8 protein-coding genes and 1 pseudogene are annotated in these 12562 nt (G+C 78.0%); 1 reads left to right on the top strand and 8 read right to left on the bottom strand.

Translation table 11 applies throughout. The features are described from left to right. Together K1J50_RS17280 and K1J50_RS17275 are read right to left on the bottom strand one after the other, a co-directional pair. Positions 1-448, bottom strand: a pseudogene (locus K1J50_RS17280) (hypothetical protein); the annotation flags it as partial. A 659-nt stretch (positions 449-1107) separates the two neighbouring features. Next, complete coding sequence (locus K1J50_RS17275) at positions 1108-1950, bottom strand: PhzF family phenazine biosynthesis protein (protein ID WP_220119004.1); 843 nt, start codon at positions 1948-1950, stop codon at positions 1108-1110. Positions 1951-2069: 119 nt separating this feature from the next. On the opposite strand from K1J50_RS17275, the gene K1J50_RS17270 reads away from it, so the two are divergent. Continuing rightward, complete coding sequence (locus K1J50_RS17270; RefSeq protein ID WP_220119003.1) at positions 2070-3857, top strand: patatin-like phospholipase family protein; 1788 nt, start codon at positions 2070-2072, stop codon at positions 3855-3857. Between the two features lie 1009 nt (positions 3858-4866). On the opposite strand, the gene thiD is transcribed toward K1J50_RS17270, so the two are convergent. The 6 genes from thiD to K1J50_RS17240 form a co-directional block, all read right to left on the bottom strand. Then, on the bottom strand, positions 4867-5682 hold the full coding sequence (thiD, locus tag K1J50_RS17265; protein ID WP_220119002.1) for a bifunctional hydroxymethylpyrimidine kinase/phosphomethylpyrimidine kinase: 816 nt from the start codon (positions 5680-5682) through the stop codon (positions 4867-4869). Then, positions 5679-7082 (bottom strand): phosphoglucosamine mutase, encoded by a 1404-nt coding sequence (gene glmM, locus K1J50_RS17260; protein ID WP_220119001.1) that lies wholly within the window; start codon positions 7080-7082, stop codon positions 5679-5681. Before glmM ends, thiD begins: the two co-directional genes overlap by 4 nt. A 197-nt stretch (positions 7083-7279) precedes the next feature. Continuing rightward, entirely contained in the window at positions 7280-8338 is a 1059-nt protein-coding gene (folP, locus tag K1J50_RS17255; RefSeq protein WP_220119000.1) for a dihydropteroate synthase, read from the bottom strand. Between the two features lie 145 nt (positions 8339-8483). Continuing rightward, the gene (ftsH, locus tag K1J50_RS17250) at positions 8484-10415 is read right to left on the bottom strand and encodes an ATP-dependent zinc metalloprotease FtsH (protein WP_220118999.1); all 1932 of its coding nucleotides are present in this window, start codon (positions 10413-10415) and stop codon (positions 8484-8486) included. Between the two features lie 249 nt (positions 10416-10664). Then, entirely contained in the window at positions 10665-12116 is a 1452-nt protein-coding gene (gene tilS, locus K1J50_RS19455; protein WP_304502929.1) for a tRNA lysidine(34) synthetase TilS, read from the bottom strand. 40 nt (positions 12117-12156) lie between these two features. Then, positions 12157-12562 (bottom strand): tetratricopeptide repeat protein (locus K1J50_RS17240; RefSeq protein WP_220118998.1); only part of this gene is annotated, 406 nt, incomplete at its 5' end.

Here is a 12562-nt window from a genome sequence, read left to right as displayed (position 1 = left end):
GAACAACCTCATCGCCGAGGCCGGACGGATCCGACCGCTCGCCGACTTCGAGGGGGCACGAAAGGTCAATCCATAGTGCGCTTGGTTGGTATTGCGGGCTAGGTCCGGATGGAGGCCGCCGGCGGCGTCCGGCCGCCTGCGGGAGGGCGACCTTGCGCGAGCCGGTGCTCGGGACGGCCGCACCGGTGCCGCGCGCGGCGCGAAGACGGCGCGGATGCTGGGCATCGCAGCCCGTGTCGCCGACCGCTTCGCCGGGCAGTGCGATCGCCGGGATCAGCGTCGCGATGACGGTGATGGCGCCCAGCAGGATCGCGGGCAGGCGACCTCGGTGGTGGCGGAGCGCGCGGATTCCGGCGGTGCGGCCGCCGAGCGCGCGGCCGATCGCTTGCTGGTGCGCATCGCTTTCGCCCTTTGCCGCGCCGGCCGCCGAGCGCTGCGCTGCCCCCACGCCCCTTCGGGCAGCGTGAGCCGGGGCGGCGCAGGCGAGGGGGCGGCAAGGTCGCACCGCCCCCCGCGTCGGTTCCGGGCGGCGGCACACCGCGGGGGACGCCCCTGCGCCGGCGGCAGGGCACGCCCGCGGCACCCTTCGCGAGAGCCGCTGGATGACGCCACCGATCCCCCGCCCGCCTGATCGTCCCTCGCTGCGGCCCGGCGTGGTCCGCCGGCAGGGGTGGCGCGATCGCCGCCCCCGGGTCATTCATCCGGGACAGGCGCGACACGATCCCTCCCCGCCGCTGGGCTGGGTGAATCCCCGCAACGATCGCACGGCGTTTGGGTGCACGCCCCCAGATGCATGACCGAGAGCTGGACCGCGGCCGGAGCGCGAAGCCGCTCGGCTGAGGGCGAGCGTGAGCCGCTGCCGCGAGCGCCGCCGAGCGCGTCCCGCTCCAGAACAGCTCACAGACCGCCGGGACAGCCGCGCGCGCGGATCCGCACGGGCCGGGAAGGGCAGGGGGTCGTGCCGCGGGCAGAGCCGAGTGGGAACGGCTCCGGGACCGTTGCGCTGCCCCGCGCCCGCGGCACCGACATCGGCGCGCCGAGCCGCCCCCCCCGCCCCGCCGGCTCCGGCGGTCCGCGGCTGGGTGCCGGAGCCGCTGCCACGGGCGCTCAGCCCGCCGTGCCCTCCCCCGGCGGCAGCAGGATCTCGCCCCGCGCGTAGAGCACCGCCGTCCCGCCCATCCGCACGCGCGCCCCGCGCAGCTCGCACCACAGCGTGCCGCCGCGCCGGCTCGCCTGGCGGCAGACCAGCGCCGTCCGTCCGAGCCGCGCCGCCCAGAACGGCACCAGCTGGACATGCGCAGTCCCGGTCACCGGGTCCTCCGGCACGCCGACCTTGGGCGCGAAGTAGCGGCTGGTGACGTCGTGGCCCGGCGGCCCTCCGGCCGCGGTGGCGATCACCCGCTCGCCCCCCGGCAGCGCCGCGAGCTGCCGGAAGTCCGGCCGCAGCCCCGCCACCTGCTCGGCCGAGTCGAACACGCAGATCCAGTCGCGCGCGCGCCACACCTCGCGCGGCGCCGCGCCCAGCGCCGCGGCGAGCCCGGGCGGCGGCTCCGCCCGCTCCGCCGGGCGCGCCGGGAAGTCGAGCACGAACCGCTCCCCCTCCCGTTCCACGCCGAGAGTCCCGGAGCGCGTCGCGAAGGCATGGGGCGCCGGCGCGCCGAGCTCGGTCGCCAGCACGAAGCTGGTCGCGAGCGTCGCATGGCCGCACAGCTCGACCTCGGCCGCCGGCGTGAACCAGCGCAGGCGCCAGCCGGCGCCGTCCTCCGCGCGCGCCAGGAAGGCGGTCTCGCTCAGGTTGTGCTCGGCCGCCATCGCCTGCAGCGTCGCGTCCGGCAGCCAGCGGGGGAGCGGCACGACGGCCGCCGGATTGCCCTCGAACGGCCGCGCCGCGAAGGCGTCCACGAAGAACACCCGCAGGGTGCCGCCGCCCTGCGCCGCCGCATCGCCCATCGCCTCCTCCTTCCCGGCCCGCCGCGTCCTCCCGCCGCCCCCTTCTCGCAGCCGCGCGCCCCGCTTGCAATCGTTCGCGGCCCGGATCTAGGATATTTGTCCTAGGACCGGAATCCGTCATGCCCGCCACCGACGCCGCCATCCTCGCCCGCCTCCGCCAGCCCCTCGTCACCGCCCCCGCCGACGCCACCACCTTCCGCCTCGGCATCGTCCTCAACGGCACCGTCTCCGCCGGCGCCTGGACCGCCGGCGTCCTCGACTTCCTGATCGAGGCCCTCGACGCCTGGGAGGAGGCCAAGCGCGCCGGCGAGGACGTGCCCCGCCATTCCGTCCGCCTCGAGATCCTCGGCGGCGCCTCCGGCGGCGGCGTCTGCGCCGCCCTCCTCGCCCGCGCCGCCACCTGCCGCTTCCGCCACGCCCGCACCGCCGCCGGCGCCCCCGGCAACCCCTTCTGGGACACCTGGGTCGAGCGGCTCGACCTCGCGCCGATGCTCGGCACCGCCGACCTCGCCGACCCCGCCGCCCCTGCCGCCTCCGCCCTCGACGGCCAGGCCATCGAGCAGGCCGCCCGCCTGATCCTCGACTGGGCCCCCGGCGCCACCCCCGGCGTCGCGGCGCTGGACACCCCGCGCGCCTGGCTCGCCGACCCCTTCCGCGTCCTCCTCACCCTGACCAACCTGCGCGGCGTCCCCTACGCGATCGACTTCGCCCCGCCCGCTCCCGCCACGCCCGGCGCCGCGCCTCCCCCGCGCGCGAGCCACCATCTCGACCACGCCGACCACGCCCTGTTCGCCTTCCCCCTCCGCCCCGGCGCGCCGCCCGCGGACCTGCGCGGCGACGAATGGGCGGTCGGCCCCGACTTCGCGCGCGACCGCGCCGACTGGGCCCGCTTCGCCGCCTATGTCCGCGCCACCAGCGCCTTCCCCGGCGGCTTCCCGCCGGTCCGCCTCGAGCGCCCGGCCGAGCACTACCGCTGGCGCGCCGCCCTCCTCCCCGGCTGGATCGGCGCCGACGGCACCCTCCACCCCCCGCGCCCGCGCCTGCGCGTCCCGCGCTGGGAGGCCCTTCCCCCCGAGCACCGCCCCGGCCCGGACGGCCGCTACGTGTTCGACTGCGTGGACGGCGGCGCGCTCAACAACCAGCCGGTCGAGCTGGTCCGCCTCGCCCTGGCCGGCCTCGGCCGCTCGCTCGAGCGCGACGGGCGCAAGGCCAGCGCCGCCGTGCTCCTGATCGACCCCTTCGCCGCCGCCCCGCGCGCGCCCCTGCCCAGCGCCCCGCCCGACCTCGCCGCCCTCGCCGGCCGCCTGATCGGCGCCTGGACCGCGCAGGCCCGCTTCGCCACCTCCGACCTCCTGCTCGCGCTCGAGGACGGCGTCGCCAGCCGCTTCCTCCTCACCGCCGGCCGCCAGGCGCCGGACGGCACGACGCTGTGGGGCGGCGAGGCGCTGGCCGGTGCCGGCCTCGGCGCCTTCCTCGGCTTCCTCGATCGCGACCTCCGCGTCCACGACTACCTGCTCGGCCGCCGGAACTGCCGCGACTACCTGGCGAGCCACTTCGTGCTGCCCGAGACCAACCCGCTGTTCGGCGGCCTCGCCGCGCGCGCGCCCGGCGTGGCGCGGGAATACCGTGGCCGCGCCCCGGGGACGCGGCTTACAATCCCCGTGGGCGCCGGTCCGCGCGCGCCCCTCCCCCCGCCCGCCGGGCCCGGCGCCGGCCGGCTCGGCGCCGACGTCCTGGAGAGCCGCCTGCGCGCCCGGCTCCGCCGCGTCGCGCGCCGCCTCGCCGCGGGCCACGGCATCGGCGCCCCCTGGGCGGGCCTCGCCGCCCGCCTCGTCGCGCGCAAGGGCGCTGCGGCGATCGCGCGCGAACTCCGCAAGGGCCTCGCCACCCTGGAGCGGCCCGGCTAGGGCCGATCGCGGGCGATCGGGAGGCACCGGGAGCGGGGACCGGCTCGACCGGCATCGGGCGGGAGCCGGCGCCGCTCCAGGGCGGGCGGAAACAGATCCGGCGGTCCGCCGCGAACGTGGCGCCGCCGGTCACGCGATCCGGCCCGCCCTGCGCAGGCGGCGTCCCGGCCGGTCCGCGCCCGTCATCGCCCGCCGCCACCCTCGCGAGGGGGCCGCCCCGCCCCATCTCCTTTCCGCGCCTGCGGCCGGCCCCTCGCCGTCCCGGCCACGGGATCGCCCGGCGAGCCGCCGTGCTCCTCCCCCGGGGACCGGCCCGGACGCGCCCGGCGCCGCGCCGCGGCGATGCCCGGCAAGGCGCCGGACGAAGAGAGGAGGCCGGCATGCGGGGCTCCCGACCGTCGCTCCCCCTGGCTGCGCTGCTCGGCGCCCTCGCGCTCGGCGCCTGCACCGTCGCCCCGCCCGCCGGCCCGAGCGTCGCGGTGCTCCCGCCGCCGGGCAAGGACTATGCCCGCTTCCGCCAGGAGGACCTCGCCTGCCGCCAGCAGGCGGAGCAGGAGATCGCCCACCTCTCGCCGCAGGAGGCGGCGGCCCGGAGCGCGGCCGCCAGCGCCGCCCTCGGCACCGTCCTCGGCGCCGTCGTCGGCGGGCTGTTCGGCTCGGTGACGGGGAACTTCGGCGCCGGTGCGGCGATCGGCGCCGGCGGCGGTCTCCTCGCGGGCTCCGCGGCGGGCGCCGGCGCGGCGCAGGCCTCCGCCGCGGCGACGCAGCGGCGCTACGACCTCGCCTACGTGCAGTGCATGCACGCCGGGGGCAACCGTGTCCCCGCCTGGGGCCGCCCCTACGGCCCCTCTCCGTCCTGGCCGGGCCTCCCCCGGCCACGGCACCGCCGCGCCCGGCGTCTCCTTCGGCGCCGGCGTCGCCGCGGGCCGCCGGTAGCGGCGAAGGCCCCGGGACGTCCCGCCCGGAACGCCACCGCGGCCCCGCGGATGGCGCCTGCCGGGGCGTCCTCTCACCCCAGGCCCGCCAGCCGCTCCGGGTCCACCGTCACCGCGTGGTCGAGCGGCCCGTGCCCGTGCCCGATCCCGGGCGCCGCAGCGATCGCGGCGCGCACATAGGCCCGCGCGCGCAGCACTGCCGCGCGCAGCGCCATCCCCTGCGCCAGCCCCGCGGCGATCGCGCTCGCCAGCGTGCAGCCGGTGCCGTGGGTGTGGCGCGTCGCGATCCGCGGGCCCTCGAGCGCCTCGATTCCCGCCTCCGTCGCCAGCAGGTCGGTCACCGTCGGCCCCGGAAGGTGCCCGCCCTTCAGCAGCACCGCCGGCACGCCGAGCGTCAGCAGCATCTCCGCCGCCCGGCGCATCGCGGCCAGGTCCGGGATCTCCATCCCGGCCAGCACCTCCGCCTCCGGCAGGTTCGGCGTGATCACCGCGGCGAGCGGCAGCAGCCGCCGCTTCAGCGTCTCCACCGCCTCCGGCGCCAGCAGCCGGTGCCCGCCCTTCGCCACCATCACCGGATCGGCCACCAGCGGCACGCCGCGCGCCCGCGCCGCGATCTCCTCGCACACCGCCTCGATCGTCGCCGAATCGTGCAGCATCCCGGTCTTGATCGCGTCCGCGCCGATGTCCTCGAGCACGACGCGGATCTGCTGGCGGATGAACGGGACCGGCACCGCCATCACCCCGTGCACGCCGAGCGTGTTCTGCGCCGTCAGCGCGGTGATCGCCGTCGCCGCGAAGGCGCCGAGCGCGGTCACCGCCTTGAGGTCCGCCTGGATCCCCGCCCCGCCGCCGGAATCCGAGCCGGCGACGATCAGCACCCGCCCCTTCATTCCGCCGCCACGCCCTTCGCCGCCGTCGCCAGCGCCAGCGCCGCCGCCCGCGCCCGGATCGCCGCGGCGAGCCGCCCGGCGACCTCCTCCACCAGCGCCTCCTCCTCCGCCTCCGCCATCACGCGGATCACCGGCTCCGTCCCGCTCGCCCGGATCAGCACGCGCCCGCGCGCGCCGAGCCGCGCCTGCGCCGCGGCGATCTCCCGCTGCACCTCGGCGTCGCCGAGCGGCGAGGCGCCCGCGTAGCGCACGTTGACGAGCTTCTGCGGCAGCGGCGCGAAGCGGCGGCACACCTCGCTCGCCGGCCGCCCCTCCTCGACCAGCACCGCGAGCACCTGCAGCGCCGCCACCAGCCCGTCCCCGGTGGTGGCGAAGTCGCTCAGGATCACGTGCCCGGACTGCTCGCCGCCGACATTGCAGCCGGTCTCGCGCATCCGCTCCGCCACGTAGCGGTCGCCCACCTTCGTGCGGTGCAGCCCGAGCCCGAGCGATTCCAGGTGCCGCTCCAGCCCGAGGTTCGACATCACCGTCGCCACCACCGCCCCGCCCGCGAGCCGCCCCGCCTTCGCCCAGGACCCCGCGACCAGCGCCAGGATCTGGTCGCCGTCCACCAGCGCCCCGCGCTCGTCGCACAGCACCAGGCGGTCGGCGTCGCCATCGAGCGCGATGCCGAGGTCGGCGCGCCGCTCGCGCACCAGCTCCGCCAGCCGCTCCGGCGCGGTCGAGCCGCAGTCGCGGTTGATGTTGAAGCCGTCCGGCGCGACGCCGACCGGCACCACCTCCGCGCCCAGCTCCCACAGCACGGTCGGCGCCACGCGGTAGGCGGCGCCGTTGGCGCAGTCCACGACGATGCGCAGCCCGTCGAGCGAGAGCCCCTTCGGGAAGGTCGCCTTGGCCGCCTCGATGTAGCGCCCCTGCGCGTCCTCGAGCCGGCTCGCGCGGCCGAGGCGCGCCGGCGCCGCGAGCCGCTCGGCGAGCCCGGGGTCGGCCATCAGCGCCTCGATCTCCGCCTCCTGCGCGTCGGAGAGCTTGAGCCCGTCCGGCCCGAACAGCTTGATGCCGTTGTCCTCGAACGGGTTGTGGCTGGCCGAGACCATCACGCCGAGATCGGCGCGCAGGGACCGCGTCAGCATCGCGATCGCGGGCGTGGGCAGCGGCCCGACCAGCACCACGTCCATCCCCGCGCCGATGAACCCGGCGGTCAGCGCCGGCTCCAGAAGGTAGCCGGACAGCCGCGTGTCCTTGCCGATCACGACGCGGTGGCGGTGGTTGCCGCGGTTGAAATAGAGCCCGGCCGCCTGGCCGAGCCGGAGCGCGGTGGCGGCGTCCGTCGGCGCGCGGTTCGCCGTGCCGCGGATGCCGTCGGTGCCGAACAGGCGGCGCGAGGGAGCGGTGGTCATGGCGGCGCCGACTGTAGCGTGGCGCGCGCCGGCGCCCCAGCCCTCCCGCGCCGCCCCCGACCCGGTCCGGGCAACCGGCGCGCGCGCCACCGGGCGGGGCCGGCCGTGCGCGACGCGGCCGGGCGGCGACGGCTCTCGCGCGTCGCCGGGCGAGCGGGCTCACGCCTCCGGCCGTTTCCAGCCGTCCGCGATCCGCTCTAGCGGCCTGCCTCCTCCCCCTCCTCCGCGCCCGCCTCGCAGGCGCGCCAGACGCGCAGTGCCTGCACCGTCTCCGCCACGTCGTGGACCCTGAGCACCGAGGCCCCGCGCGCCGCCGCCGCCAGCGCCGCCGCGACGCTGCCCGCGACCCGCCGGCGCGGCTCCGCGACCCCGCTCAGCGTGCCGATGAAGCGCTTGCGCGAGGCGCCCACCACGATCCGGCAGCCGATGCCGGCGAGCAGCGCCAGCCGCTCGATCAGCGCCAGGTTGTGGGCGAGGGTCTTGCCGAAGCCGATCCCCGGGTCCACGGCGATGCGCGAGCGCGGGATGCCGAGCGCCTCCGCCGTCGCCACCCGGTCGCGCAGGAAGCGCGCCACCTCCAGCGCCACGTCCTCGTAGCGCGGGTCGTCCTGCATGGTGCGCGGGTCGTCGCCGCGCATGTGCATCAGGATCACGCTCGCCTCGCCGCGCGCCACCACCTGCGCCGCCTCCGGGTCGTGGCGCAGCGCCGAGACGTCGTTGATGATCTCCGCCCCCGCCTCGAGCGCCGCGCGCATGGTGCGGGCGTTGCGGGTGTCCACCGAGACCGGCGCCGCCTTCGCCAGCTCGCGCACCACGGGGAGGATGCGGCGGATCTCCTCCTCCGGCGGCACCGGCTGCGCGCCGGGGCGCGTGGACTCGCCGCCGATGTCGAGGATGTCCGCCCCCGCCTCCAGCATGGCGTGCCCGGCCTCGATCGCCGCCGCGGGATCGGCGAGGCGCGCCCCCTCCTCGGAGAAGCTGTCGGGCGTGACGTTGATCACCCCCATCACCAGCGGCCGCTCCGCGGGCAGCCCGGCGAAGGGCGCCGGCCGCCGCGTCAGCGCGTGCAGCGCGTCCGCCCACCCCTCCGGCACCGCGCGCGCCGGCACGAGGCCAACCGGCCGGCCGTCCTCGACCAGGCGGACGAGTGCGAAGGCCAGGGGTCCGCCCGCGAGCGGCAGCGCCTGCCCCTCCCGCACCGCCTGGAAGGCGGCCGGGCCGGAGAGCAGGCCGAGCGGTTCGATCCAGCGGTCCACGAGGAGAGCCCCCCTTGCGCATCCCGTCCCGCCGGCCGGCGCACGGCGGCGGCCGTCCGTGCGCCCCGGCCTCGCGCCAACCGGCCTGGCGTCCGGCCGCGCCGATGCGCGCTCCCGGCCGGTCCCCGCCGGCCGCGACCGGTTCCTAGGTCCCCGGCGCCGGCGCCGGGTTCAGCGGCCCCTGCGGCGGCCGCGGCTGCACGGCCGCGCGGCCGCTGGTCGGAACGCTGCCGCGCCCGGCCGGCAGCGGCTCGTCCGGCCGGCTGCGCACGATCGGCTCGCCGCGGATCACCTGGCGGATCTCCTCGCCGGTCAGCGTCTCGTGCTCGAGCAGCCCCTTCGCCAGCAGGTGCAGCTCGTCGATGTTCTCCGACAGGATCTTCCTCGCCCGCTGGTAGGCCTCGTCGATGATCCGCCGGATCTCGGCGTCGATCTGCCGCGCCGTCTCCTCGGAGACGTGCTTGGTCTGCGTGATCGCGTGGCCGAGGAACACCTCCTGGCTGTTGTCGGCATAGGCGATCATGCCGAGCGTCTCGCTCATGCCCCACTCGGTGACCATCCGCCGCGCCTGCTCGGTCGCCATCTTGATGTCGCCGGCGGCGCCGTTGCTCACCTTGTCGGGGCCGAAGATCAGCTCCTCGGCGACGCGCCCGCCCATCGCCATGGCGAGCTCCGCCTTCAGCTTCGCCTTGTGCTTGGAGTAGCGGTCCCCCTCCGGCAGCGACATGACGAGGCCGAGCGCCCGCCCGCGCGGAATGATGGTCGCCTTGTGCACCGGGTCGCACTCCGGCTCGTGCAGTGCGACCAGCGCGTGGCCGGCCTCGTGGTAGGCGGTCATGCGCTTCTCCTCCTCGCTCATCACGAGCGAGCGGCGCTCCGCCCCCATCAGCACCTTGTCCTTCGCGGCCTCGAACTCCGCCATGCCGACCGTGCGCCGCCCGGTGCGCGCGGCGAGCAGTGCCGCCTCGTTCACCAGGTTGGCGAGGTCGGCGCCGGAGAAGCCCGGCGTGCCGCGCGCGATCACCTTCGGGTCCACGTCGGCGGCGAGCGGCACCTTGCGCATGTGCACGCGCAGGATCTTCTCGCGCCCCACCACGTCCGGGTTCGGCACCACCACCTGGCGGTCGAAGCGGCCCGGGCGGAGCAGCGCGGGGTCGAGCACGTCCGGCCGGTTGGTGGCGGCGATCAGGATCACGCCCTCGTTGCTCTCGAAGCCGTCCATCTCGACGAGCATCTGGTTCAGCGTCTGCTCGCGCTCGTCGTTGCCGCCGCCGAGGCCCGCGCCGCGGTGCCGCCCCACGGCGTCGATCTCGTCGATGAAGATGATGCAGGGCGCGTTCTTCTTGCCCTGCTCGAACATGTCGCGCACGCGCGAGGCGCCCACGCCCACGAACATCTCGACGAAGTCGGAGCCGGAGATGGTGAAGAAGGGCACGTTCGCCTCGCCCGCGATCGCGCGCGCGAGCAGCGTCTTGCCGGTGCCCGGCGGGCCCACCAGCAGCACGCCCTTCGGGATCTTGCCGCCCAGGCGCTGGAACTTCTGCGGGTCGCGCAGGAACTCGACGATCTCCTCGAGCTCGGCCTTCGCCTCGTCAATCCCGGCGACGTCGTCGAAGGTGACGCGCCCCTGCTTCTCGGTCAGCAGCCGCGCGCGGCTCTTGCCGAAGCCCATCGCCCTGCCGCCGCCCGACTGCATCTGGCGCATGAAGAACACCCAGACGCCGATCAGCAGCAGCATCGGGAACCAGGAGAGCAGGTAGTGGAACAGCGGGTTGACGTCGCTCTCCTCCGGCCGCGCGACGACGCGCACGCCCTTCTCGGTCAGCCGGCCGACCAGGCTCGGGTCCTCGGGCGTGTAGGCGCGGATCGTCCCCTCGGGCCCCTGCCCGATGATGGTGCGGCCCTGGATGACGACCTCGCGCACCCGCCCCTGGTTCACGTCGCTGAGGAAGTCGCTGTAGGCCACCTCCCGCGCCGTGCCGCGCTGCACGCCCGAGGGCTGGAACAGGTTGAAGAGCGCCACCAGCAGGAGCGCGACGATCACCCAGAGCGCCAGGTTGCGGCCGAAATTGTTCACGATGGTTCCCGTCCTCCGCCGGCGCGCCCCTCGGGCGGACACGCCGGCCGTGCAATGCCGTCCCCAAGATAGGGCGTGCCCGCCCCGGCTTGAATGGTCGCGCCGGCGGCACGCCGCCGCCGCGTTCCTTCAGCGAGCGCGCGCCGCCGCGTCCGGTTGCGCCGCCGCCCCTCCGGCTGCGGGAGGGGGGCGGCGCGCCGCGATCCCTCCCGTGGCGCCATCCCTCGCCCCGCCGCCGGCATCCAGGCATCATAGCCCCTGTGCGCCGGCCGGCGCGACCCCGTCGGCGGGTCGTTCCGCCCCGCCCCCCGGCGGCGGCGCCCAGGCCGCGAGCGGCCCGCCGGCCGGCGCGAAATCGAGCACAAGCCCCGCCGCGCCCCCGGCCTCCGGGTAGCCGAGCGCCGGCACCGCGACCAGCCGCCCCCGTTCGTCCCGCACCGCGGGCAGGCCGGCGAGCGCCAGCCCCGGCACGCCGCGCCGCGTCGCCGCGCGCCGCAGCGTCCTGCGGAGCCCGGCCGGCACCGCCCCGTCCTCGGCGCCGCCCAGCGCCGCGATGTGCCAGCCCGGGCGCGCCGGTGCCGACGGCGCGCCGTCCCCCGGCGGCGGCGCGCCGCCGCTCCGGCCGACCCGGAACCGCCCGTCCCACACCGCGCCCGGCACCGCCGGCACCGCCGCCGCCCGCCGCGCCGCCGCCGCCTCCCGCACCAGCAGCACCCGCCGCGCGCTTCCCTGCCCCGCCTCGGGCATCACCTGCAGCCGCACCCCCGCCAGCGTCGCCCCGCCGCGCGCCGCCCCCTCCCCGAGCCGCGCCGCCAGCCGCCGCACCGCCTCGCGCCCCGGCGCGAACGCCGCCCCGCCGATCAGCCGCACCAGCTCGCCGAGCGCCGCTTCCGCCACCGCGTCCCGTCCCAGCGCCGCCGGGTCGAGCCAGGCGAAGCCCTCGGGCCGCACCGCCGCCGCCGCCGCCAGCCGGTCGGCCATCGCCGCCTCCGCCGCCGCGCGCCGCGCCGCGAAGGCCGCCGCCGCCGCGGCCAGCGCCGCCGTCGCGGCCCCGGTCCCGCCCGGATCGCCGAGCGCCGCGCGCAGCCGTACGCGGGCGAAGCGCCCATCGGCGTTGCTCGGATCGCGCACCGGCGCGAGCCCCGCCGCCGCCACCACCGCCTCCAGCCGCGCCGGCGCCACGCCGAGCAGCGGCCGCAGCACCAGCGCCTCCGCCGCCGCCCGCACCGGCGCCATCCCCGCGAGCCCCGCCGTTCCGCTGCCGCGCAGCGCCCGGAACAGCAGCGTCTCCGCCTGGTCGCCGCGGTGGTGCCCGAGCAGCAGCCACGGGGCGCCGGCCTCGCGGCAGGCGCCGAGCAGCGCCGCCATCCGCGCCGCCCGCGCCCGCTCCTGCAGCCGCGTCCCGCCGGGCGCGAGGCCGAGCCGCAGCACGCGGGCGCCGATGCCGCGCCCGGCGAGCAGCGCCGCCACCCCTTGCGCCTCCGCCGCGCTCTCCGGCCGGAGCCCGTGATCCACGACCAGGGCGAGCAGCGTCCCGCCGCGCGCCCGCGCCCAGCGGTCGGCGAGCAGCGCCAGCGCCAGGCTGTGCGGCCCGCCCGACACCCCGGCGGCGATCCGCGGCGCCGCCCCGAACGGCCCGAGCGGCGCCATCAGGGCGGCGAACTCCGCCTCCGTGACCGGTGCCGCCGCCGCGCCGCTCATCGCCCCGGCCCGGCCGCCCTGGCGATCCGGCCGGGGGCGCTCAGCGGCAGCCGGCGCGCCGGCGCTGCTCCTGCGCCTGCGCCGCCAGCGCCGGCGGCAGGCGGGGGAACTCGGAGCGGAGCTGATCCAGCGTCGCGCAAGCCTCGCGCCGCGCGTTGAAGGCGTTGAAGGCCGTCGCCAGGCCGAGCAGCGCCTCCGGCGCCCGCGCCCCCTGGCGGTTGCGACGGTAGGCGTCGTCGAAGGCGATCGCCGCGTTCTGCGGATCGCCCTTGCCGAGCAGCGCCTCGCCGAGCAGCAGCAGCGCGTCCTGCGCGCGCGCCCCGCCGCCGCGATTGGCCAGCACCTCGCGCGCCGCGGCCTCGGCGGCGGCGAAGTCGCGGCGCGCCAGCGCCTGCTGCCCCTCGGCCAGGGCGCGCTCCGGCGGCCGTGGCGCGCCGGCGGCGGCG

Origin of the sequence: Caldovatus aquaticus (assembly GCF_019458025.1) — a bacterium.
GTDB classification, from domain to species: domain Bacteria; phylum Pseudomonadota; class Alphaproteobacteria; order Acetobacterales; family Acetobacteraceae; genus Caldovatus; species Caldovatus aquaticus.
Note: the sequence above shows the minus strand (reverse complement) of the source record. Positions and strands in the feature narration are given on the sequence as shown.

What these genes read in the sequence shown, in the direction of transcription:
- K1J50_RS17275 (WP_220119004.1), bottom strand. Translation starts at nt 1,950, where the DNA reads ATGGGCGATGCGGCGGCGCAGGGCGGCGGCACCCTGCGGGTGTTCTTC.
- K1J50_RS17270 (WP_220119003.1), top strand. Translation starts at nt 2,070, where the DNA reads ATGCCCGCCACCGACGCCGCCATCCTCGCCCGCCTCCGCCAGCCCCTC.
- thiD (WP_220119002.1), bottom strand. Translation starts at nt 5,682, where the DNA reads ATGAAGGGGCGGGTGCTGATCGTCGCCGGCTCGGATTCCGGCGGCGGG.
- glmM (WP_220119001.1), bottom strand. Translation starts at nt 7,082, where the DNA reads ATGACCACCGCTCCCTCGCGCCGCCTGTTCGGCACCGACGGCATCCGC.
- tilS (WP_304502929.1), bottom strand. Translation starts at nt 12,116, where the DNA reads ATGAGCGGCGCGGCGGCGGCACCGGTCACGGAGGCGGAGTTCGCCGCC.